Below are 21233 nucleotides of genomic sequence, written 5' to 3'. Positions count from 1 at the left end.
CGCCGTGGCGCGGGCCGCGCGTGTCAGCTGCTTGCGCTCGACTGCACGGTGCGGCCGCCGGGCAGTTCGATGTTGATCTCCAGGCTCGACAGCTCGTCGTCGCGCTCCATCCGGATGTCGACGGCGTCGCGCTCGACATGGACGTGCTTCTTGATCGCCTCGAGGATGTCGCGCTGGAGCATCGGCAGGTAATCGGGGCTCGACCCGTTGCCGCCGCGCTCATGGGCGAGGAGGATTTGCAGCCGCTCCTTGGCGGTCTGCGCGGACTTCCCCTTGTTGCGGGGTTTGAACGAGAATCCGAACATGGGTTACGCCGTCCGTCCGAAGAGCCGCTGGAACAGGCCGGGCCGTTCCTCGGACTCGATCCGCATCTCGATCTGCTCGCCGGTGAGCCGGGCGACGGCCTCTTCATAGGCCTTGCCGGCGCGCGACTTGTCGTCGAGCACGACCGGCAGACCCACGTTCGAGGCGCGCAGCACCGCGGTGCTTTCCGGGATCACGCCGAGCAGCGGGATCGCGAGGATCTCGAGCACGTCCTCGACGTTCATCATCTCGCCTTCTCCGATCCGCTTGGCGTCGTAGCGCGTCAGCAGCAGGTGCGACTTGATCGGGTCGGCGCCCGATTCCTCGGCGCGCTTGGTCTTGCTGTTGAGCAGGCCCAGCACCCGGTCGCTGTCGCGCACCGACGAGACCTCGGGGTTGGTCACCACCACCGCCTCGTCGGCATAGTACATGGCCAGCTGCGCGCCGCGCTCGATGCCGGCCGGGCTGTCGCAGACGATGTAGTCGAACTCTTCGCGCAGCTCTTCCAGCACCTTCTCGACGCCCTCGCTGGTCAGCGCGTCCTTGTCACGCGTCTGCGAGGTCGGCAGGATCGACAGCGTGTCGAGCCGGCGGTCCTTGATCAGCGCCTGCTTCAGCTTGGCGTCACCCTGGATGACGTTGATGAAGTCGAACACCACGCGCCGCTCGCAGCCCATGATCATGTCGAGGTTCCGTAGGCCGACGTCGAAGTCGATGACGACCGTCTTGTGGCCCTGCTGCGCGAGGCCCGCGCTGATGGCGGCGGCCGACGTCGTCTTGCCGACGCCGCCCTTGCCGGATGTGACTACGATGACCTTGCTCACTGGCCGCTCCTGTTCTGTGTCCTGTCGAGCGGGTCCACACGAAGCCGCTCGCCTTCGAGATAGACCTGCACGGATTTCCTGCGCAGCTCGGCGCCGAGGTTCTCGCTTGTCCGGTAGAGCCCGGCGATGGCCAGCAATTCGGCGTCGAGGCTCTGGCAGAAGATGCGCGCGGTCTCGTCTCCGTTGATCCCGGCCATGGCGCGTCCCCGCATGTGGCCGTAGATGTGGATGTTGCCCGTCGCGATTAGCTCGGCGCCCGAGCTGACGGGGCCGACGATGACCAGATCGCCCCGGTCCGCGATGACCGTCTGGCCCGAGCGGACGGGCGTGCTGACCAGCTTGTTCGTCGTGGTGCGCGGCGGCGGTGCTGCCTGCGGGGCGGCGGCCTCGGGCTCCGGCGCGGGATCGGGCTTGCGCTCTTCCTCGCGGCGCGAGCCGCGCAGCGGCGCGTCGCGCCCGCCCGAAAGCGAGATCAGGCCGACCGCGCGGGCGGCCTCCGCCTGATCCGCCGTGGCGTTCTGCACCCCGAACACCGACAGGTCGCGCTGACGCAGATTGTCGACGAGCCATTGCAGATCGGCCGGGTCGACAAGATCCGCCGCCTGATCGAGATCGATGATCAGCGGCGCGTCGGAAAAGAAGTGCGGCGTCTGCTGAAGGCGCACGTCGAGGGATTCATAGAATTGGTCGTCGGGGGCTCCGGCCAGCCGCACGGCAACCGCCGTAAGGAACCGGCCACGGATCTCTAGCGGACGTACCGTCGTTGCGACGTTTACTCCGCTGTCGCTTGCGACATCGTGCTTCACGCTCGAATCTGCGCCTCTGATCAGGTCCGGGCCCGGCTTCAGGACCGGGCCTCTGTTTCATTTTTCCTCCTTATGACTCTCGGCCGTCGCGGTCCACCATTCTTGTCGCGAAATAAGGCCTTCGGCAAAGTCGTGCCGGCATTTTCGGCCCCGCACGTGGCCCGTGCCGCGTCATGCGTCGATCTTCACCGGCCCGATCGGGTTCGAGCAGCAGGCGAGGATGTAGCCGTCGGCGATATCGTCCTCGGAGATGCCGCCATTGTGGACCATGTGCACCTCTCCCGACAGCTTGCGGACCTTGCAGGTGCCGCAGACCCCGAAGGTGCATCCGAAGGGGATTCGCACCCCCTGCGCACGAGAGATCGCCAGCACCGTGTCGGTCTCGTGGCAGGCGATCGAGACGCCCGAGCGCGCGAAGTCGATCTCGGCGTCGGCGGCCTCCTGCGGGATCACGTCGTCGATCGGCGGTTCGTCGGCAGGCGTCTCGACCGGCGCGACGAAGCTTTCCTGGTGATAGTGATCCATGTCGAAGCCCAGCGCGTTCAGGCTGTCGCGGACGACCTGCATGAAGGGCGCGGGCCCGCAGCAATAGACCTCGCGCTCAAGGTAATCCGGCGCCATCAGGCTCAGCATCAGCTGGTTGAACCGGCCCAGATAGCCCGTCCAGACGGCGTAGGGTTCTTCCTCTTCGACGACGAATGATAGGCGCAGCCCCGGCACCCGGCTGGCCATGTGGATCAGCCGTTGCCGGAAGATCAGCTCGGACGGGCGGCGCGCGCAGGCAATCAGGCGCGCGTCAGGCTGGTCGCCGTAATCGTACAGGTACGAGGCCATGGACATCATCGGCGTGATGCCGGAGCCGGCGGCGATGAACAGGTACTTGCGATCGGGCCGGGCGGGCAGGGTGAACAGGCCCGCCGGCCCCCAGGCGCGGATCGTGTCGCCCGGCCGCAGATGGTCCAGCATCCAGCGGCTGCCGACGCTGTCGGCCTGCGCCTTGACCGTGACCGAGATCGTCAGCGGCCGCGACGGGCTGGCCGAGATCGTGTAGGTCCGCTGGACCGGCCCGCCGGGCACCGGCAGCTCGAGCGTGATGAACTGGCCGGGCAGATAGTCGAACCATGCCCCTGACGGCGCGCGGAAGGCGAAGGTCGCCACGTCGGGCGCCTCGGGGATTACCATGACACATTCGAGCGGTTCGGATTCCTGCCAGGGTCCGGCGCGGCGGGAGGTGGTGCCATCCATATCCGTCACTCCGCCGCGTGCAGCGCCCGGCCGGTCAGGCGCTCGGTCATGGTGTCGGCGTACCAGTCGACGAACTGGATCACGCCGCTTTCCTGGGTCTCGGAATAGGGTCCGGGTTCATAGACGGGCGAGTTGATGCCCTTCTGGTTCTCCTCGACGATGGCGCGGTCTTCGTCGTTGGTCAGGGTCCAGACCTCGGTCAGCCGGTCGAGGTCGTAATCCCGCCCCTCGACCGCGTCCTCGTGCACCAGCCACTTGGTCGTGACCTCGGTCTCCTGCGGGCCGAGGGGGAGCATCCGGAACAGCATCACGGTGTCCGACAGGAAGTGGTTCCAGGTGTTCGGGTAGTGGAAGAAAAGCAGTGTTCCGGCGTCGCGGATCGGCACGTCGCCGACGGTCTGCGAGACCGCCGCCTTGCCGTCCATCGTATAGCTCACAGCCTTGCCCAGAAGCGGCACGCGCACCATCCGCCACTTGTTGTCGGGGGCGATGTGGAACCGCGATGGCAGGCCCGCCGCCTCGCACTTGGCCAGGTGCGCCTCGATCGCCGGATCGGTCATGCCGTCGCCGTTGCCCGCGATGTTGGGATTGTCGTCGAAGCTGACGCAGAGCGCCGGGTGCGCCCCCGAGCAGTGATAGCACTCGCGGTTGTTCTCCATCACCAGCTTCCAGTTCGCCTGCTCGACGATGCTGCTCTCGTGCGCGACCTTGCAGCGGTCCAGCCCGTGCGGCCCGAAATACCGCTCGGCCGCGGCGGCGAGCGCGTCGAAGGGCGGCGGCGTCTCGGCGAGGCAGATGAACACCAGCCCGCCCGCGTCGCGGCAATGGACGGGCTTCAGCCCGTGTTTCGACGGATCGAAATCCGGCCCCATGTCGCGCGCCCACAGAAGCCGCCCGTCCAGCTCGTAGGTCCACTGGTGATAGGGGCAGACGATCTTGGGCGACGAGCTCCGGCCCGGCTTGCACAGCCGCGAGCCGCGGTGGCGACACGTGTTGTGAAAGGCGCGGATGGTGCCGTCGGCGCCGCGCACCACGATGACCGAGTGATCGGCCACCTGCAGCGTCACGTGGTTGCCGGTCTTGGGAATCTCGCAGGCGGGCAGGGCGAAGAGCCAGTCCGCGTACCAGATGCGATGCAGGTCGACCTCGTAGAGATCCGGGTCGGTATAAAGGTCCCGCGGCAACGAATGGCGCGGCCTGCGGCGCATCAGGTGGGACAGCATGTCGGCGTCACGAAGCATGGCATGGCTCCTTGGGGCCAGAGGATCAGAGGTCCTTCACGAGTCGCAGGGCGTCGTAGATCGCGGCGTGGGTGTTGCGGGCCGAGACGGCGTCGCCGATCCGGAACAGCTGGTAGGCGCCGTCGGGATTGGTGACGACCGCCTGCGGCCGTCCGGCAAGCAGCGCGTCGTGGTCGACCTCGCCCAGGTTCGTCGCATCGGGCTTCAGATCGAAATACAGGTCGTCCATCGGCAGGGTGCCGTGGTTGACGACGATCTGGTCGAACGTGCGCTCCTGGCCCAGCGGGCCGTAATCGCTGTCGATGATCGCCTTCAGGCGGTTGCCGTCCCGGCGCACGGCGGTCAGCCGGTAGGTGACGGTGAAGGTGGTGTCGCGCTTTTGCAGCGACCGCATGTAGGGCGTGAGGTTCATCGCCGGCACATCGGGCGCGAAGCTGCGGTCGGGGGTCATCACCTCGACATGGCCGCCGGCATTGGCGATCACCTCGGCCGCCTGAAGGCCGGCATGGTCGCCCGCGTCGTCGTAGACCAGCACGTTCTGGCCCGGCGCCACGTCGCCCGCGATGATGTCCCAAGCCGACACGACCAGATCGTTCCCCTCGCGCAGCACTTCGGTATGGGGCAGGCCGCCGGTGGCGACGATGACCGCGTCGGGCGCGAGGGCCGCGATGTCCTCTGCCTCGGCCCATGTGTTGAACCGGAATTCGACGTCCCGCGCCGCGCATTGCGACATTCGCCAGTCGATGATCGACATCATCTCGCGCCGCCGTGGATTCTGCGCCGTCAGCCGGATCTGTCCGCCCGGATCCGCCGCCGCCTCGAACACCACGACCTCGTGGCCGCGCTCGGCCGCGACGCGTGCGGCCTCCAGCCCGGCAGGGCCGGCACCGGCGATGGCGATGCGGCGGCGCGTGTCGGCGGCGGGCACGACATGGGGCATCGACAGCTCGCGCCCCGTGGCCGCGTTGTGGATGCACAGCGCGTCGCCCGCCTGGTAGATCCGGTCGAGGCAGTAGGTCGCGCCGACGCAGGGGCGGATGTCGTGCTCGCGCCCTTCGGTGATCTTGCGTACGATATGCGGGTCGGCCATGTGCGCCCGCGTCATCCCCACCATGTCCAGCAGACCCTCGGCCACGGCGTGCCGGGCGGTCGCCACGTCCGGTATCTTGGCGGCGTGAAAGGTCGGCATCCCGGTCTCGCGCCGGATCGTGCCTGCGAAATCGAGGTGCGGTGCGTTCTTCATGCCCTGCACCGGGATCACGTCCGTCAGGCCGGGGTCGGTCTCGATATGGCCGCGGATCACGTTGAGGAAATCGACCTGCCCGCAATCGGCCAGCTTGCGCGAGATCTCCAGCCCCTCCGCCACGCTGATGCCGCCCTCGGCCATCTCGTCGGCCGTGTAGCGAAGCCCAACGAGGAAGTCCGCGCCGACCCGCTCGCGGATCGCGTCGAGCACCTCGAAGGTGAAGCGCAGGCGGTTGTCCAGCGTCCCGCCATACGCGCCGTCCAAAGCGTTCGTCCGCTCGGACCAGAACTGGTCCATCAGGTGCCCGTAGGCCTGCAGCTCGATCCCGTCGAGCCCCGCGGCCTGCATGCGTTCGGCCGCGTCGGCATAGTCGCGCACGATGCGGGCGATGTCCCAAGTCTCGACCATCTTGGGAAAGGCGCGGTGGGCCGGCTCGCGCTCGTGACCCGCCGAGACCGCGGGCAGCCAGTCGCCCTTGTTCCAGTGCGTCCGCCGGCCAAGATGGGTCAGCTGGATCATCACCGCGCAGCCGTGTTCGTGGCAGGCGTCCGTCAACTCGGCCATCCACGGCACGACTTCGTCCTTGTAGGCGAGGATGTTGTTGAAGACCGGCGGGCTGTCCCGCGACACCGCCGCCGACCCGGCGGTCATGGTCAGCGCGACCCCGGCCTTGGCCCGTTCCGCGTGATAGGCGCGGTAGCGCGCCTTTGGCATCCCGTCCTCGGGATAGGCGGGTTCGTGGCTGGTCGTCATGATCCGGTTCTTCAGGGTCAGGTGCTTCAGCCGATAGGGCTGCAACAGCGGATCGGTCGACATCGCGCGCTCTCCTTGCTGGCGAGGGGAAGATGGTCCCTGTCGACACTATTGTCGCAAAACTCGACACCTATGTCGTGTCGGACAACGACGCCGTCGAGTTTCTTTGCGACACCGGTGACAGGCTGCTAGGAGGGGACCATGACGCAGGGCGAGATCGAGACGAGGACGGGCTGGCGCGGATCGGCGGAGGCGTGGCTGAACGCAGCCTATCGCATCCTGGTCGAGCGCGGCGTGGCCTATATTAAGATCGGCACACTGGCCGACGATTTGGGCCTGTCGCGCACCTCGTTCTACTGGCACTTCGCGGACCGCAAGGCGCTGCTGGCCGCGCTGATCCGGCAGTGGGAGGACAAGAACACCGGCAACCTCGTGCGCCAGAGCGGTCTCTACGCCGAGACGATCGCCGAGGCGGTGCTGAACGTGTTCGACTGCTGGATCGACGAAGAGCTGTTCGACAGCCGGCTCGACTTCGCGATCCGCAACTGGGCGCAGGCCGATCCCGACCTCAAGTCCGAACTGCTGCGCACGGACGAGACGCGCATCGCCGCTCTACAGGCGATGTTCGGCCGCTTCGGGTTCGACACCGACACCGCCGACATCCGCGCGCGCACACTATATCTCACGCAGGTCGGCTATATCTCGATGACCACGGTCGAGCCGCGCAAGACCCGCCTTTCGCGGATGCCCGGCTATGTCGAGGCGTTCACCGGCCTCGCGCCGACCCGAGGGGAGTTCGAACGCTTTCTTTCGCGCCATCGCTGAGCCCGGCGGCGGCATCGGCGACGCACCAGACCGGCAGGTGATCCGAGGCGATCCGCGCCGCGCCCTGTCGCAGCACGCCGGTCTCGCGCAGCTGCACGCCGGGGCCATGGGCGAACCGGTCGAGCGGGGCGACGGGCCGGGCGGCGTGAAAGGTCGCGCCGGGCGAGACCACGCGCAGAACGTCGTTCCAGGGCTCGAAGCCGCCGTCGCGCGACCATTCGTTGAAATCGCCGCAGACGATCGCGTGCCGCGCCTTCGGCCCGAGGTGATCGAGGATGGCGCGCATCTGACGCAACCGCCAGCGGCGGAGCAGGCCCAGATGGGCGCCAACGACATGCAGCCCGCCCAGCCCGACCATCACCGCGCCCCGCGGCTCCAGCCCCGGCAGGTCGAAATGCGCCGTCGCGTCGATCTTCAGGCCCCGCCGCACCAGCACCGCGTTGCCGTGCCAGCCCAGGCTGACATCCGTTCGGGCGAGGTCGACGGCGCGGTAATCCGTCTCCTGCTCGATCAGGAACCGGGGCAGGGCGGTGGGGCGCGATCCGAGCCGCCGGTCGGCCTCCTGCAGGACCACCACGTCCGCATCGAGCCCGCCCAGGATCGACAGGATCCGCTCGGGGTGGCGGCGCCGGTCCAGCCCCACCGCCTTGCGGATGTTGTAGCTGACGATCTTCACTTCCATCACAGCACCGGTGCCAGCAGCCGCGCGAGCGGTGCGCCGATCGCGATCGGGAGGGGCTGTTCCGCGAGGCTTTGCTCCAGCAGGGTACATTCCTTGAGATCCGCGGTCAGCATCGTCTCGACCTCGCGTGCGAAGGCGGCGTCGTGCATCACGGCCATCGTCTCGAAGTTCAACCGGAACGACCGATTGTCGAAGTTCGCCGTGCCCACGGCGGCGATGTCGTCGTCCACCAGCACGACCTTCTGGTGCATGAATCCCTGCTGGTACCTGTGCACCTTGACCCCGGCCCGGCGCACCTCGTCGAAGAAGGCGAAGGCGGCCAGCCAGGGCAGGTAGTGGTCGACGGTATCCGGCACGATCAGCCGTACGTCGCAGCCGCGCAGCGCCGCGTCGCTCAACGCCGTCAGCGTGTCGATGTCCGGCACGAAATAGGGCGACGCGATCCAGACCCGGTTCCGCGCGCCGGTGATCGCGCTGAAGAAGAACAACGCGCCCGTGTCCATGTCGTCGCCGGGCCCCATCGGCACCAGCAGACCGGTCATCCCGGCGGGGTCGATCCCCGGATGCCAGCCCATCGCATCGGCCAGCGATTCTCCGGTCGCCCAGTGCCAGTCCTCGGCAAAGACGAGCTGCAGCTGGCTGACGATGGGCCCGCGCAACCGCAGATGCGTGTCGCGCCAGACACCGTAGGCTGGGTTCCGGCCCAGATAGGTTTCCGACACGTTCAGCCCGCCCATGAACCCGGTCTCGCCATCCACGATCACCGTCTTGCGGTGATTGCGGAAGTTGATCTGCAGGCGCGAGGTCGGCCCCCGCGCGGCGCGCGGGTCGAGGATGCGGATGCCGGCGTCGGTCAGTCGCTGGCGATAGCCGCGCGACAGGCCGTAACTGCCGACGCCGTCATAGATGACGCGCACCGTCACGCCGCGCTCGGCGGCGGCGACCAGCCGGTCGGCCAGCGCCTGTCCGACCGCGTCGTCGACGATCGTGTAGAACTGCACGCAGACATAGCGCCGGGCGCCCTCGATGGCCTCGAAGATCGCCTCGAAGGTCTCTTCCCCGTCGATCAGCAGTCCGGCATCGTTGCCGCCGACGATTGGCATCTTGCCCATCCGCGCGAACGCGATCAGCCGCTGCCGCGCGTCGTCCCGCGGCGGATAATCCTGCGCCTGCGCGGCCAGCTGGCGCGTCAGCTCGCGGCTGCGGCGCCGCGCCTCGGTATAGGCGCGCAGCTTGTGGTGGCCGAAAATGACATAGGCGGGCACACCGAACCACGGCGCCGCCAAAAGGAAGATCACCCAGGCGATGGCGCCCTGCGGCGTCCGTGCCGAGGCCACGGCCCGCCAGCTGCAGAACGCCACGATCCCGAGTGCCGCGACACCGAGGAGAAGGGGCCAGATGGCTGTCATCGAGGGCCTTTCCCACATTCGTCCCGGCTTCACGGGTTACCGCGCGGGCGCGGCGGGCGCCAATCAAAAACCGGACACGGCTCGCGCCAAGAGACAGGTTGGCCGCGAGGTTTGTCGCCCGGAAGGTCGGATTTTCACCGGAAACTCGGGAACTTGGCCGTCGTCCCGGCCGTTCGTTCGATGTTGCCCGTAGCAATTGCCCCTCGTTGACAAGTCGACCCGATACGGCGACGCCGCGACGCCCGTGCGCGGGCCCTGCCGTCCGCGCCACGTGGCCTGTCCCGAACACCCGTCGGTCCGGCGCTGCCGCTCCGGCGGACCCAAGGAGCTTTGAATGACGTCTTCTCCCACATCCTACCGACTCGGCGCGATCCTCGTGTTCGCGGGGTCGGTGGCGGCCTTCGTGCTGGCCCTCTACGCCTACCTGACACCGCTGACCGGGGTGAACGGCACCCTCGGCGCCCTCGGGCTGGTGATCGGCACGCTGGTCCTGGCGCTCGCCGCGCTGGTGCTGCCCGCGCTCCGGGGGCGGGCAGGGCGCAACGTGCTGCGCCTCGTGATCCTCGCCGGCCTCCTCGCGGCACTGGTGGCGGGGCTGCTGCTGCACCGCTGGTTCGTCGGAGTCGCGATGGTGCTGGGCCTGATCGGCATCTTCCTCGACATGACGCGCCCCGCCCGCGCGGCCGACCCGACCCGCACCAAAGGATGATCCCCATGATCCGACACCCGATGACGCGCGGTCTCGCCACCGCGCTACCCCTGATCCTCACCGCGACCGGCGGACTCGCGCAGGAGGCCGACCCGGCGCCGTCGCAGAATGACCAAGGCGCGAGCACCGGCGAGGCGTCCGCGCCGTCCGGCGACGACGGCGCTGACACGGCCGCCGAGCAACCGACCGACGCCGGCGACGACGACGCGGCGGCGGAAGAGACGCAGGCCAGTGCCGAACCGATTCCGCTCGTGCCCGAGACGCCGACCTGGGATTCCTTCCACGGTCAGCTCAACGCGCAGAAATACAGCCCCCTCGACCAGATCACCGCCGACAACGTCGACCGGATCGAAAAGGTATGGGAGGTGCATACCGGCGATGTCTCCGACGGGTCGGGTGACCTGCCCGCGACAGTCTGGTCGGCGACCCCGGTCTTCGCCAACGACACGCTCTACATCGGCACCCCGTTCTACCGCATCCTGGCGCTCGACCCGGCCACGGGCGAGGAGAAGTGGAGCTTCGACACCCAGTCCAGGCTCCAGGCGCTGACCCAGCCCGCGCTCAAGAACCGCGGTGTCGCCTATTGGGAGGCCGACGACCCGGTCGAGGGCGAGAGCTGCCAGAAGATCGTCTATATCGGCACGATGGACGCGCGGCTCTTCGCCGTCGACGCCGATTCGGGCGAACCCTGCGCCGATTTCGGCGACGCCGGCGTCCTGGACGTGAACCAGTGGAACGACACCAACGACCGCTGGCCGCTGTCGCTGCTGCAACCGCCGACAGTTGTCGGCGACCACCTTGTCCTCGGCTGGGCCGGCAAGGACTGGGCGTTCGAGCAGGCCCCGCCGGGCACGGTGTTTTCGCTGGACGCCCGCACGGGTGAACTGGAATGGACCTTCGAGACGCTCCCCGAAGAGATGCGCGAGGACAGCGGCACCGCCAATGTCTGGACGCACATGTCGGCGGACGAGGAACTGGGGCTGGTCTACCTGCCGGTGTCCTCGCCCTCGCCGAACTACTGGGGCGGCAACCGCACCGGCGAGGCGCCGCTCGCCACCTCGACCACCGCCGTCGACATCGAGACGGGCGAAGAGGTCTGGCACCGCCAGTGGGTGCACCACGACATCTGGGACTACGACACCAACTCCGCGCCCACGCTGATGGACATCACCGTCGACGGCGAGGAGATCCCGGCGCTGATCCAGGGCACCAAGCAGGGCTATCTCTTCGTCGTGAACCGCGAGACGGGCGAGGATGTCTGGCCCATCGAGGAACGCGAGGTCCCGCGCGGCGACGGCACCGTCGAGGGCGAGGTCTATCCCGAGACGCAGCCGGTCCCGACCCGGCCCGAACCGCTGCTGGATCAGGCCGAAAAGCCCGATGTCTGGTGGCTGGCCGACCTCGTGGGCTTCGGCGAATGTTCGCGGCTGTGGGACAACCTCTGGTACGAGGGCATGTATACCCCGCCCACGACGAAGGGCGAGGGCACGCTCGCCTACCCCGACAGCGCTGGCGGCGTGCAATGGGGCGGCGTCGCCTTCAACGCCGAGAGCCAGGTCGCGGTGGTGAACACCTCTCACATCACCCAGTTCATCCAGCTCTACGAGCGCGAGGCCTATGAAGAGGCCGACAGCGGCTCGGGCAACAAGACCGGGTTCTCGCCGCAGGAGGGTGCGCCCTACGGAATGCAGCTCGGCACCGCGTTGAACTGGCTCGGCATGCCCTGCTGGGAGCCGCCCTTCGGCGAGCTGGTGGCGATCGACATGACCACGGGCGAAATCGACTGGCGCAAGCCCGTGGGCGCGAGCCAGAAATACGGCTTCTTCATGCCCGAAAGCTGGGGCTCGCCCACGATCGGCGGTCCGGCCGTGACGGCAGGTGGCGTGATCTTCATCGGCGCCTCGATGGACGCCAAGTTGCGCGCCTACTCGCTCGAGACCGGCGAAGAGCTCTGGGAGGATCAGGCGATGGCCCCCGCCGTCGCCAACCCCGCGGTCTACGAATACGAGGGCCGGCAATACGTGGCCTTCGTCGCGGGCGGCAACACGATCCTCAAGGACCAGGTCGGTGACCAGGTGGCGGTCTACGCGCTGCCCGAATGATCCCTCCGGCGGGGCGTCCCGTACGTCGCCCCGCCGCCTTGACCGGCACTGAACGACGATCCCGCGCGCCCCGCCCGCCGGGAGAGTTGACAAGACCTACCATTTTAATCAGGAATACTCTCAGTGTCCGGACACGATGGTTTCGGGCCATCCCGACAGAGTCTGAGAGACCGTGCCATGACCCACAGCCCCGACCCTCAAGTCTTCCACGCCTCCGCCAGCGACATGCCCACCTACGACGCGCGCAGCGTCACCGGCGCCGGCACCCAGGCCCGTATCCTGCTCGACGGCCAGACCTACTATCTCCGGATCACCAAGGCGGGGAAACTCATCCTCACGAAATGAGGCGTGGCTACGCGCCGGCATTGACCCCGGCACAGCCCGCGCCCATTTCCGAGTGAAGCGGTCAGGATTGGCCGCGCCCCCGCAACACAACGATCACGGACCCGCCATGACGGCCACGCCCCGTCCCGACACGACCGCGCCCCATGGCGCGCACGCGCTGCCCGAGGCCGACCGGGCGCTCCTCAACCGCCTGCGCCTTTCGGCGCTGCGCTGCCGCGCCGCGTCCCGCACCGACCTGTTCCAGGCCTGCGCGCTCCTCGGGACCGACCCCGAGGCCGGCGCGCCCGCCTTCGCCGAGGCGCTGGTCCGCACCCTCGACCAGGGGCTCGGCCGCCGGCCGATCCTATACCGCCCCGGCGCGGCGGACCTCAGTTTCGACGAGCGCTGGCTGATCTCGCTCGTGGCCGCCCTCCGCCGCGGCGACGAGGCCTCGGCCACCTTCCTGCTGAACTCCCGCCTGGTGCATGGCGCCCGCCGGTCGCTGGGCTTCCTTGCGGCCCGGCTGGCACGCCTTATGTGGGAAGAGAACGACGATCCGAAGGAAAGGACACATCATGGCTGAGACCGCACGCACCCTCGAACCCTCCGCCCTCGAGGCGATCGCCGACGCGCTGAACCAGTCTGTCGCCGAAACCGTGGTCACCACCATGCTGGCCCAGAATTTCCACTGGAACGTCAAGGGCATGGCCTTCGGCCCCCTGCACGCGCTGTTCCAGGAAATCTACGAGGATCACTTCGCCGGCCAGGACGACCTCGCCGAGCGTCTCCGCGCCCTCGACTGCCATGCCGAGGGCAATCTCGCCGGCATGCTCGAACGCTCCAAGGTGGACGAGGCCGACGGCCACCAGACCGACCGCGAGATGGTCGACCGTCTCGCCAAGGCCGAAGAGCAGATCGCCTCGACGCTCGCGGGCTTGGGTCACGTCGCGGCCGGCAACGGCGACACCCTGACCGAGGACCTCGCGATCGAGCGGGGCCGCATCCACGAGAAATTCGCCTGGATGCTCCGCGCCCACCTGCAGGTCTGAGTGCGGGCGCTTCTTCTGCCTAAAAATATCCCCGCCGGAGGCGCCGCCCCGGCGGGGCGGCCAGACGCGGCGGCCGGAGGCCGCCGCAGACATCGCATGCGCCCGTCAGGGCGCGCCGTTCCGATCGCCAGCGCTCAGCGCCGCCGGTAGAGCGCCAGCACCACCGGCGCCAGCGTGACCGTCAGCACCGCCGGCGCGATCAGCGCCAGCGCCAGATCGCCCCAGCTCGCCGATCCCGCCATTAGCCCGCGCATCGCCGTGGTGATCAGACTCACCGGGTTCACGGCGACGATGGTCTGCAGCCAGCCCGGCATCGTATCGGGTTGCACCATCACGTTCGAGGCGAAGACCAGCGGAAAGAGAAAGCTGAACCCCAGCGTCATCACCGTCATCGGCGTCCGCACCAGAAGTCCGAGCACCAGGAAGATCCAGCCGAATCCCAGCGCGATCACGATCAGCAGGGAAAAGGCTGCCACCACCCCCGGCACCCCCGCCTCGGGGCGATAGCCCAGCACCAGCCCGATCGTCAGGATGATCAGCCCGGCGATCAGGTGGCGCAGGATGTCGCCCACCATCAGGCCGGCGAAGGGGGCGAGCGGCCAGATCGGCAGGCTCCGGAACCGGTCGAACAACCCCTTTTCCAGGTCCGTCGACAGGCCCATGCCGGAATAGACCGCGTTGAACGTCACCGTCTGCACGAGGATGCCCGGCAGGAAGAACTGCAGGTAGTCCTGCGGCGTCCCGGCCAGCGCGCCGCCGAAGACGAAGGTGAACAGCAGCGTGAACATGATCGGCGTGGTGATCAGGTCGAACAGCTGCTCGGGCACGTGGACGAATTTCAGCACCGCGCGCCAGCCGAAGACCAGCGCGTTCTGCCCCGCCGAGGGCCGGCGAGGCCGCTCCACCCGCTCGACCTGCCCCAGCGCGGGTGTTTCGCGCGCGGAACGGTCCGTCGTCGCTTCGCTCATGCCGTGGCCTCCCGCGTTTCGTCATGGGTGAGGGCGAAGAACACCTCTTCGAGGCTGGGCGAGCCGAGGGAGAAATCCGCGACCTCGATGCCGGCCTCCGACAGCGCGGTCAGCGCCGCGGCCGCCGCCGCGCTGCTGCGGGCGGGGACCGACAGCTTGCCGCCCTCTGGGCTGCGCTGGACGCTCTCGCCCAGCCGTGCCGCCAGCAGCGCCGAGGCTTGATCAAGCACGGCGGGATCGGCGAGCGTCAGGTGCAGCATGCCCGAGCCGATGGCCGCCTTCAGCTCGCGGCTGGTGCCCTCGGCGATCTTGCGGCCGCGGTCGATGACGGCGATCCGCTCGGCCAGCTGGTCGGCCTCTTCGAGATATTGCGTCGTCAGCAGGATGGTCACGCCCGACCGGGCGAGGCCGCGGATGATGCGCCAGACCTTCTGCCGCGCGCCGGGGTCCAGGCCCGTCGTCGGCTCGTCGAGGAACAGCACCCCCGGCGTCACCACCAGCGAGGCGGCGATGTCGAGCCGCCGGCGCATGCCGCCGGAATAATCCTTGACCCGCTTGCCGCCCGCGTCGGCCAGGTCGAAGGCGGCCAGCAGCTCGGTCGCCCGCCGCCGCGCCCCGCGCCAGCCGAAGCCCCAGAGCAGTGACAGCATCACCAGGTTCTCGCGCCCGGTGAGATCCTCGTCGAGCGACGCGAACTGCCCGGTCATCGCAATGGCCGCGCGCACGCCCTGGGGATCGGCGGAAAGGTCGTGGCCCATGATCGTCGCGCGGCCCGCGTCCGGTGTGGCGAGCGTGGCCAGCATCCGCATCATCGTCGTCTTGCCCGCGCCGTTGGGGCCGAGCACGGCGAAGATCGCGCCGCGTGGCACGATCAGGTCGATCCCGGCCACGGCCTCGACGCCGCCGAAGCTCTTGCGCAATCCGCGCGCCTCGATCGCGGGAGTGGGTGCCGCATCGGTCATCGTCTCCGCCTCCAATGATGACGCCGCTGTCGTAGCACAGGACGGGGCGGACGGAACGCGGAAAACGGGCCGGCTCAGGCGGCACCCAGCTCGATCACCGCGCCCCCGGCCGCGCGGGCGTCCTCGGCGTCGTGGGTGACCATCAGCACCGGCAGCCGCCGGTCTGTCGCCCGCGCGAAGACGAGGTCGCGCATCTGCGCCCGGAGCGCGGCGTCGAGGCCCGAGAACGCCTCGTCCAGCAGCAGCGCGCGGGGGTCGGCCAACAGCATCCGCATCAGCGCGACGCGCGCCTTCTGACCGCCCGACAGGGTGGCCGGATCCCGGTCGAAAAACGACGGCAGGCCGATTTCGTCCAACGCATGCTGGACTTTTTCGCGGCGTTTCGCGCGCGAAACATTTTCCGATAGCCCGAAGGCGAGGTTCGCGCCGACACTGAGATGGGGAAACAGCAGGTCGTCCTGGAACAGGATTCCGACCCGCCGCCGGTCGGGCGGCAGGCGGGTGATGTCGGTTCCGTCGAGCCGCACGGTGCCGTGACCGGAGAAGCCGGCGGGCAGGGTGCCGGTGATGAAGGCCAGCAGCGTGGACTTGCCCACACCCGAGGGGCCCATCACGGTCAGCACCTCGCCGGGTGCGACGGTGCGGTCGATCTCGATCAACCGTGTGCCGTCGCGTTCGATGCAGACGCGGTCGAGCTGCAATCCGTCAGCCATGCAATCCCCTCCGGTGGCGCCAGATCAGCGCGGGCAGGGCCAACGCCAGGGCGAAGGGCAGGAACACCGCCGCCGTCTGCGCCACGCCCCAGACCCCGATCGCCCGCCGGTCCCCGCCCGAGGCGAGCGCGACGGCCTCGGTCGTCAGGGTCGAGACGCGGCCGCCGCCGACCAGCAGCGTGGGCAGGTATTGCCCCACCGAGACGGCGATGGCCACCGCCGCGCTCGTCAGGATCGGGCGCAGCAGCATCGGCAGGCGGATGCGGAACAGGACGCCCGCGGGGCTCGTGCCGAGTGCCGCCGCGACGGTCGCGTTGCGGCCGTCCCAGGCCCGCCAAGGATCGCCCAGCGACAGGAACACGTAAGGAAGCACGAACACCAGATGCGCGGCGATGACCGGCAACAGCCCGGTATCGGCGCCGAGCGTCAGCAGCAGCGTCTGGAGCCCCGGCAGGAACGCGGTCTGCGGCACGAGCAAAGGTAAATAAATCAGGAACATACCGCGCGGTGTGATGGCGCGGCCGCTGCGGTGCTCGGCTTCGAGGCAGCCGGTCACCAGCACCAGCGCCGCCAGCGTCGCCGCCAAGGCGATCAGCGCCGTGGTGCCCCCCGCCGCGGCGATGCCGGGCAGGTGGCGCGTCCAGCTTTGCAGGTCCAGCGTGTCGGGCAGCGGCGCGGGATAGCCCCAGAAGCCCGCCACCGACCAGAGCCCCAGGCAGGCGAGGCTGGCCAGCACCGCCAGCGCCGCCAGCGTTCCGAACGCGAAGCCGGCATACCGCAGGCCCGCGTCGCGGCGGCCCCGCCCCCCGTTCATTGCCCAAAGGCAGCCCAGGCGTCCCACCGCCATCTCGCCCAGCCGCCAGGCGGCCAGCGCGCCGACGACGAGCCCAAGCTGCAGGAGTGCCCCGGCCGCGGCCACCAGCCGGCGCTGCAACTCCGGATCTCCCATCCAGATGACGATCTGCACCGACAGCGGCGGCGGCGTCGACGGGCCGAGGATCATCGCCACGTCCACGACCGACATGGAATAGGCGAGCACCACGTAGACCGGCAGCCGGATCTGGGCGTAGACCGCAGGGAACACGGTCTTGAGCCATCCCGTCACGCGCCCGTAACCCAGCGACCGCGCCACCCGCATCCGCCGCGCGGCATCCGCCTGTCCCAGCGCGGCCAGCGCCATCAGCAACAGGAACGGCATCTCCTTGGCGACGAGGCCGGCGGTCATCGCAAGGCCCCAGGGGTCCTGCACGATCAGCAGGTCGGGCGGCCTGTCCCATCCGGTCGCCCAGGGCGAGGTCAGCCGCGCCAGCCAGCCCGAGGGCGAGATCAGGAAGGCCAGCCCGAACGCCGTCGCCGCGTGGGGGACCGACAGCAGCGGCGAGAGCAGCCGCTCCAGCAGCCGGAAGCTGCGGGTCCCCGACCAGCCGGCGAGGATCAGCGTCACGATGCCCAGCGCGCCCGCGGTGGCGAAAAGGCCGGTGGTCAGCGACAGCCGCGTCGCGGCGCCCAGACCCGGCCAGGCCCAGAGCGCGGCGAAGGCGTCGGTCGACCAGTCGGTGAGGCCGGCGGCGGGCAGGTAGCCCAGCGCCGGCAGGAGGGTCCCGGCAAGGCCGGCGGCCACGGGACCGAGCATGGCGATCAGCGTCAGAGCCGGCATCGCGGCCAGCAGGGGCGGCGCGGCGTGCGCGGACGGCCCCGACGGGGCGACGCGGCCGGACATGCGGTGGGCCCGCGTCGCCATCGCCGGTTACTGGCCGGTGCCGTAGCGCGCGGTCCATTCCTCGGAGATGCGGGTCATCCAGCTGGGATGCGGCTCGGGCTGGACTTCGCCCAGCTCGTCCGGCGACAGCGTGGCGACGCCGAGATCGAGCGCCTCGAACGCGGCGCGGTCCTCGTCCGACAGCTTGTCCATGTCGAGCACCGTGCCATAGCCCAGCACATCCGGGTCCTGGGCGTGCACCTGCGCCTCGGGCGACATGAGGTAGTTCGCCAGCGCCATCGCCCCGGCCTTGGAGCCCGAATTGTAGGGGATGGCCACGAAGGAGGCGTTGCCCAGCGTCCCGTCGTCCAGCACGAAGGTGCGCACGGCGGGTGGCAGGCGGTTGTCGGCGATGGCGGTCGAGGCCTCGCCGGGGCTGAACGAGATGGCGAGGTCGATCTCGTCGTCGGCCATCAGCTGCAACTGCGCGGGGCCCGTGGCGGGATAGGCGCGGCCGTCGCGCCACAGGGTCGGCGTCAGTTCGTCGAGATAGGCCCAGAGCGGGTCCACGATCGCGTCGTAGTCGGCTTCGGACACGGGCTGCGACAGCACCTCGTTGTCGTCGGTGATGTCGATCAGCACCTGCTTGAGAAAGGTCGTGCCCAGGAAATCCGGCGGCTGGGGATAGGTGAAGCGGCCGGGATTGGCCGCGCTCCAGTCGAGGATCTCCTCGGCGCTGCCGAGGGCGCCGTCCATGTCGTCGGTGTCGTACATGAACACGACCTGCGCCATCGCCCAGGGCGCCTCGAACCCCTCGGTCGGGACGGTGAAGTCGGTCCGCACCGTCTTGTCCTCGGTATCGACGTATTGCCAGTTCGGCAGCTGTTCGGCGAACGGGCCCCAGAGCAGGTCGGCCTCTTTCATCTGGGCGAAGTTCGGCCCGTTCAGCCAGATCAGGTCGACCGCGCCGTCCGCGTCCTCGCCGGCCTGCTTCTCGCTCAGGACGCGGGTGACGGAGTCGGCGGTGTCGGCGAGCTTGACGTGTTCGACGGTGACGCCGAAGCGCTCTTCGACGCGGTCGCCGGTCCAGGCGATGAAGTCGTTCGTCGCCGTCGAGCCGCCCCAGGCGTGCCAGTAGACGGTCTGCCCCTCGGCCGCGTCCAGCACGGCCTGCCAGTCGGACGGATCGGGGGCGTCGGTGGCGAGGGCCGCGCCGGGCAGGCAGGCCGCCGAGAGCGCGAGGGCGGTCGAGAGCTTGGTCATGGGGACTCCGTGGTCGTGAAGATGCGGTGCGCGGCGGCGATGCGCAGCAGCGCGGTGGCGTAGCAGAGCGCCCCGAACACCCATGCGAGCGGCGCGAAGAGGCCGGGCAGCAGGCAGAGCAGGACGAAGAAGGCGATCGTTTCCGTCCCTTCGAGGATGCCGTTCGAGAAATACAGCGACTTGGAGCCCTGCGCGGCGGTCTCCATGTCATGTTTCTCGGCCAGGATGGCGTAGCCGAGAAAGCTGGTCGCGTTGAAATAGAACGACGCCAGCAGGAACGCCCCGGCCGCCCCGTTGGCCGCGGGGTCGTTCAGCACGAAGGCGAGGGGAACCGCGCCGTAGAACAGGAAGTCCGCCGCGATGTCGAGATAGCCGCCGAAATCGGTCTTGGCCGTGGCGCGGGCGACCGCGCCGTCCAGCCCGTCGGCCAGTCGCGAGATTGCGAGGAAGAGAAGCGCGAGCCACGGGCGGTCGGCATAGATCAGGCCCGCCGCCACCAGGCCCAGCGCGAGGCCCGCGAGCGTCACGGCGTTGGCGCCGATACCCGTCCTGGCGACGTGGCGCCCCAGCATGTTCAGCGGCGGATCGATGATCCGGCGCGCTCCGGCGTCGAGCATTCTCGGACCTCCCTGATCTGCACTCATCAATGCTGCCGCGGGCCGCGTTCGGCAATCGCCCTGACGGGAAAGTGAGAGCAGAGCGAGGTTTGCAGGACACGGTTGCAGAAAGAGCGGTCCACATCCGGCGCCGCCGGCATTACAACTTTTTAGCATCTGGATTCGCGTGTGGCGATGCGCCACTCGGCTCACAGCCACCAAATGCCCGGACAAGAAGGCAGACAGCCATGACCGACATGACCCGCTCCGAAGCCGTGCTCGCCTCGCTCGAGACGCTGGAGGCGCTGAAGGGCGAGCTTGCCGGCGCGGATCCGTGCGATACGCCGCGGCGGACCCTGATCTGCGCCAGTCACCTGATCGAATCCGCGGCGTTCGAGCTGGCCTCGTCACGCGGTAGCAACGTGGTCGAGCATCTCTTGAGCCGGGCGGTGGAGCTGTTGAAGATGGCCGACCGGCTGGACCAGCCCGGCCCCGAGGATGCCAGCCGCCCGCATTGAGGCCCGTTGTGGCGGCGCGGCCCGGTGGCTAGGGTCGCGTGAGGTGCACTGGGGGGGGGACGCGATGACGGAGATGATCGGCTACGACGAGATGGCGCCGCGGCTGTCCTGGGCGGCGGCCGTCGATGCGCTGGAGGCCGGTCACAGGCGTGCGCGGGCCGAGGTCGACGACCTGTTTCTCGGGCCCTCGGACGCGACGCTGCTGAACCGGGCGGCGCATATCGCGGGGCTGGGATACGGCGTCAAGGCGGTGACGGTGATGTCGGGCAATGCAGACCGCGGGCTGCCCACGGTGCAGGGGGGCATGTTCGTGTTTTCACCCGAGGACGGCCACCTGAGCGCGGTGATCGACAGCCGGCTGGTGACCGAGTTCAAGACCGCCGCCGACAGCGTGCTGGGCGCGCGACTTTTGGCGCGGGCCGACAGCCGCACCCTGCTGATCGTCGGCGCGGGCACGGTGGCGGCCAGCCTCGTCCGGGCCTATCCCGCCGTGCTGACAGGGTTGGAGCGGATCCTCGTCTGGGCGCGCGACCCGGCCAAGGCCGAGGCGTTCCGCGCGGCGCAGGAGGCGGCGGCGGTTCCGGTCAGCGTCGCCCCGGACCTGAGTGCGGCTCTGGACGAGGCGGACATCGTGTCGACCGCGACGATGGCGCGGGAGCCGGTGCTGCATGCCGCGCATGTGCGGCCCGGCACCCATGTGGACCTGATCGGCGCGTTCAAGGCGGACATGCGCGAGGCCGACGATGCACTGATCTCGACGGGTCGGCTGTTCGTCGACAGCCGCGCCACCACGCTTGGCCATATCGGGGAACTGACGATCCCGCTGGCGAACGGCGTGATCGGCGAGGCCGACGTGCTGGGCGATCTCTACGATCTCGTGGGCGGCGCGTCCGGGCGGCGGGACGCGTCGGACGTGACCGTGTTCAAGAACGGCGGGGGCGCGCATCTGGACCTGATGATCGCAGACTACATCGCCCGCCAGAAATAGACGGGGCG

At 69.1% G+C, this 21233-nt stretch carries 22 protein-coding genes; 8 read left to right on the top strand and 14 right to left on the bottom strand.

Annotated elements, in window-relative coordinates; all coding sequences use genetic code 11:
• Positions 1-23: 23 nt before the first annotated feature.
• The 6 genes from minE to BMZ25_RS00845 form a co-directional block, all read right to left on the bottom strand.
• A complete protein-coding gene (gene minE / locus BMZ25_RS00870) occupies positions 24-305 on the bottom strand; it encodes a cell division topological specificity factor MinE (protein WP_092687008.1) in 282 nt (93 codons plus the stop codon).
• Between the two features lie 3 nt (positions 306-308).
• Positions 309-1127 carry a septum site-determining protein MinD gene (minD, locus tag BMZ25_RS00865; RefSeq protein WP_092687005.1) on the bottom strand — a complete coding sequence of 273 codons (819 nt, stop codon included), beginning with the start codon at positions 1125-1127 and terminating at the stop codon, positions 309-311.
• Positions 1124-1933: a septum site-determining protein MinC gene (minC, locus tag BMZ25_RS00860; RefSeq protein WP_092687002.1), complete on the bottom strand. Its 810-nt coding sequence runs from the start codon at positions 1931-1933 to the stop codon at positions 1124-1126. Before minC ends, minD begins: the two co-directional genes overlap by 4 nt.
• A gap of 171 nt (positions 1934-2104) precedes the next feature.
• On the bottom strand, positions 2105-3178 hold the full coding sequence (locus tag BMZ25_RS00855) for an FAD-binding oxidoreductase (RefSeq protein ID WP_092686999.1): 1074 nt from the start codon (positions 3176-3178) through the stop codon (positions 2105-2107).
• A gap of 5 nt (positions 3179-3183) precedes the next feature.
• Entirely contained in the window at positions 3184-4419 is a 1236-nt protein-coding gene (locus tag BMZ25_RS00850; RefSeq protein WP_092686996.1) for an aromatic ring-hydroxylating oxygenase subunit alpha, read from the bottom strand.
• Between the two features lie 25 nt (positions 4420-4444).
• Complete coding sequence (locus BMZ25_RS00845) at positions 4445-6481, bottom strand: NADH:flavin oxidoreductase (protein ID WP_092686993.1); 2037 nt, start codon at positions 6479-6481, stop codon at positions 4445-4447.
• A gap of 138 nt (positions 6482-6619) precedes the next feature.
• Between BMZ25_RS00845 and BMZ25_RS00840 the strand changes: the two genes are divergently transcribed.
• Entirely contained in the window at positions 6620-7243 is a 624-nt protein-coding gene (locus BMZ25_RS00840; RefSeq protein ID WP_092686990.1) for a TetR/AcrR family transcriptional regulator, read from the top strand.
• Here the strand turns inward: BMZ25_RS00840 and BMZ25_RS00835 are convergent.
• Both BMZ25_RS00835 and cls read right to left on the bottom strand, forming a co-directional pair.
• Positions 7185-7925 (bottom strand): endonuclease/exonuclease/phosphatase family protein, encoded by a 741-nt coding sequence (locus BMZ25_RS00835; RefSeq protein WP_177190342.1) that lies wholly within the window; start codon positions 7923-7925, stop codon positions 7185-7187. The genes BMZ25_RS00840 and BMZ25_RS00835 overlap by 59 nt on opposite strands.
• Positions 7925-9334 carry a cardiolipin synthase gene (gene cls, locus BMZ25_RS00830; protein WP_092686987.1) on the bottom strand — a complete coding sequence of 470 codons (1410 nt, stop codon included), beginning with the start codon at positions 9332-9334 and terminating at the stop codon, positions 7925-7927. The genes BMZ25_RS00835 and cls overlap by 1 nt, the downstream gene beginning before the upstream one ends.
• Positions 9335-9668: 334 nt before the next feature.
• Here cls and BMZ25_RS00825 point away from each other — a divergent pair, with 334 nt between their 5' ends.
• The 5 genes from BMZ25_RS00825 (at position 9669) to BMZ25_RS00805 (ending at position 13518) form a co-directional block, all read left to right on the top strand.
• Positions 9669-10043: a hypothetical protein gene (locus tag BMZ25_RS00825; RefSeq protein ID WP_092686984.1), complete on the top strand. Its 375-nt coding sequence runs from the start codon at positions 9669-9671 to the stop codon at positions 10041-10043.
• Positions 10044-10048: 5 nt separating this feature from the next.
• On the top strand, positions 10049-12145 hold the full coding sequence (locus BMZ25_RS00820; protein ID WP_235859744.1) for a pyrroloquinoline quinone-dependent dehydrogenase: 2097 nt from the start codon (positions 10049-10051) through the stop codon (positions 12143-12145).
• Between the two features lie 177 nt (positions 12146-12322).
• Entirely contained in the window at positions 12323-12490 is a 168-nt protein-coding gene (gene hemP / locus BMZ25_RS00815; protein WP_092686981.1) for a hemin uptake protein HemP, read from the top strand.
• Between the two features lie 106 nt (positions 12491-12596).
• A complete protein-coding gene (locus BMZ25_RS00810; protein WP_092686978.1) occupies positions 12597-13052 on the top strand; it encodes a hypothetical protein in 456 nt (151 codons plus the stop codon).
• On the top strand, positions 13045-13518 hold the full coding sequence (locus tag BMZ25_RS00805; RefSeq protein WP_092686975.1) for a Dps family protein: 474 nt from the start codon (positions 13045-13047) through the stop codon (positions 13516-13518). The genes BMZ25_RS00810 and BMZ25_RS00805 overlap by 8 nt, the downstream gene beginning before the upstream one ends.
• A gap of 134 nt (positions 13519-13652) precedes the next feature.
• On the opposite strand, the gene BMZ25_RS00800 is transcribed toward BMZ25_RS00805, so the two are convergent.
• The 6 genes from BMZ25_RS00800 to BMZ25_RS00775 all read right to left on the bottom strand — a co-directional run bounded on the left by BMZ25_RS00800 (position 13653) and on the right by BMZ25_RS00775 (position 19740).
• On the bottom strand, positions 13653-14486 hold the full coding sequence (locus BMZ25_RS00800) for an ABC transporter permease (protein ID WP_092686972.1): 834 nt from the start codon (positions 14484-14486) through the stop codon (positions 13653-13655).
• On the bottom strand, positions 14483-15448 hold the full coding sequence (locus BMZ25_RS00795; protein ID WP_092686969.1) for an ATP-binding cassette domain-containing protein: 966 nt from the start codon (positions 15446-15448) through the stop codon (positions 14483-14485). The genes BMZ25_RS00800 and BMZ25_RS00795 overlap by 4 nt, the downstream gene beginning before the upstream one ends.
• 74 nt (positions 15449-15522) lie before the next feature.
• Complete coding sequence (locus tag BMZ25_RS00790) at positions 15523-16161, bottom strand: ATP-binding cassette domain-containing protein (protein WP_092686966.1); 639 nt, start codon at positions 16159-16161, stop codon at positions 15523-15525.
• Positions 16154-17881 (bottom strand): ABC transporter permease, encoded by a 1728-nt coding sequence (locus BMZ25_RS00785; RefSeq protein WP_092688141.1) that lies wholly within the window; start codon positions 17879-17881, stop codon positions 16154-16156. The genes BMZ25_RS00790 and BMZ25_RS00785 overlap by 8 nt, the downstream gene beginning before the upstream one ends.
• Positions 17882-17908: 27 nt before the next feature.
• On the bottom strand, positions 17909-19123 hold the full coding sequence (locus tag BMZ25_RS00780) for an ABC transporter substrate-binding protein (protein ID WP_092686963.1): 1215 nt from the start codon (positions 19121-19123) through the stop codon (positions 17909-17911).
• Positions 19120-19740, bottom strand: a complete 621-nt coding sequence (locus BMZ25_RS00775; protein ID WP_092686960.1) for a CDP-alcohol phosphatidyltransferase family protein — start codon at positions 19738-19740, stop codon at positions 19120-19122. Before BMZ25_RS00775 ends, BMZ25_RS00780 begins: the two co-directional genes overlap by 4 nt.
• Positions 19741-19967: 227 nt before the next feature.
• Here BMZ25_RS00775 and BMZ25_RS00770 point away from each other — a divergent pair, with 227 nt between their 5' ends.
• Together BMZ25_RS00770 and BMZ25_RS00765 are read left to right on the top strand one after the other, a co-directional pair.
• A complete protein-coding gene (locus BMZ25_RS00770) occupies positions 19968-20237 on the top strand; it encodes a hypothetical protein (RefSeq protein ID WP_092686957.1) in 270 nt (89 codons plus the stop codon).
• Positions 20238-20301: 64 nt separating this feature from the next.
• Positions 20302-21225, top strand: coding sequence for an ornithine cyclodeaminase family protein (locus BMZ25_RS00765; RefSeq protein ID WP_092686954.1), 924 nt, complete (start codon positions 20302-20304; stop codon positions 21223-21225).
• Positions 21226-21233 lie beyond the last annotated feature (8 nt).

Source organism: Tranquillimonas rosea (assembly GCF_900111315.1).
Taxonomy (GTDB): domain Bacteria; phylum Pseudomonadota; class Alphaproteobacteria; order Rhodobacterales; family Rhodobacteraceae; genus Tranquillimonas; species Tranquillimonas rosea.
Note: the sequence above shows the minus strand (reverse complement) of the source record. Positions and strands in the feature narration are given on the sequence as shown.

Coding starts and splice junctions, on each gene's coding strand:
- minE (WP_092687008.1), bottom strand. CDS start 305: ATGTTCGGATTCTCGTTCAAACCCCGCAACAAGGGGAAGTCCGCGCAG.
- BMZ25_RS00855 (WP_092686999.1), bottom strand. CDS start 3,178: ATGGATGGCACCACCTCCCGCCGCGCCGGACCCTGGCAGGAATCCGAA.
- BMZ25_RS00850 (WP_092686996.1), bottom strand. CDS start 4,419: ATGCTTCGTGACGCCGACATGCTGTCCCACCTGATGCGCCGCAGGCCG.
- BMZ25_RS00845 (WP_092686993.1), bottom strand. CDS start 6,481: ATGTCGACCGATCCGCTGTTGCAGCCCTATCGGCTGAAGCACCTGACC.
- BMZ25_RS00840 (WP_092686990.1), top strand. CDS start 6,620: ATGACGCAGGGCGAGATCGAGACGAGGACGGGCTGGCGCGGATCGGCG.
- BMZ25_RS00835 (WP_177190342.1), bottom strand. CDS start 7,925: ATGGAAGTGAAGATCGTCAGCTACAACATCCGCAAGGCGGTGGGGCTG.
- cls (WP_092686987.1), bottom strand. CDS start 9,334: ATGACAGCCATCTGGCCCCTTCTCCTCGGTGTCGCGGCACTCGGGATC.
- BMZ25_RS00825 (WP_092686984.1), top strand. CDS start 9,669: ATGACGTCTTCTCCCACATCCTACCGACTCGGCGCGATCCTCGTGTTC.
- BMZ25_RS00820 (WP_235859744.1), top strand. CDS start 10,049: ATGATCCGACACCCGATGACGCGCGGTCTCGCCACCGCGCTACCCCTG.
- hemP (WP_092686981.1), top strand. CDS start 12,323: ATGACCCACAGCCCCGACCCTCAAGTCTTCCACGCCTCCGCCAGCGAC.
- BMZ25_RS00810 (WP_092686978.1), top strand. CDS start 12,597: ATGACGGCCACGCCCCGTCCCGACACGACCGCGCCCCATGGCGCGCAC.
- BMZ25_RS00805 (WP_092686975.1), top strand. CDS start 13,045: ATGGCTGAGACCGCACGCACCCTCGAACCCTCCGCCCTCGAGGCGATC.
- BMZ25_RS00800 (WP_092686972.1), bottom strand. CDS start 14,486: ATGAGCGAAGCGACGACGGACCGTTCCGCGCGCGAAACACCCGCGCTG.
- BMZ25_RS00795 (WP_092686969.1), bottom strand. CDS start 15,448: ATGACCGATGCGGCACCCACTCCCGCGATCGAGGCGCGCGGATTGCGC.
- BMZ25_RS00790 (WP_092686966.1), bottom strand. CDS start 16,161: ATGGCTGACGGATTGCAGCTCGACCGCGTCTGCATCGAACGCGACGGC.
- BMZ25_RS00785 (WP_092688141.1), bottom strand. CDS start 17,881: ATGTCCGGCCGCGTCGCCCCGTCGGGGCCGTCCGCGCACGCCGCGCCG.
- BMZ25_RS00780 (WP_092686963.1), bottom strand. CDS start 19,123: ATGACCAAGCTCTCGACCGCCCTCGCGCTCTCGGCGGCCTGCCTGCCC.
- BMZ25_RS00775 (WP_092686960.1), bottom strand. CDS start 19,740: ATGCTCGACGCCGGAGCGCGCCGGATCATCGATCCGCCGCTGAACATG.
- BMZ25_RS00770 (WP_092686957.1), top strand. CDS start 19,968: ATGACCGACATGACCCGCTCCGAAGCCGTGCTCGCCTCGCTCGAGACG.
- BMZ25_RS00765 (WP_092686954.1), top strand. CDS start 20,302: ATGACGGAGATGATCGGCTACGACGAGATGGCGCCGCGGCTGTCCTGG.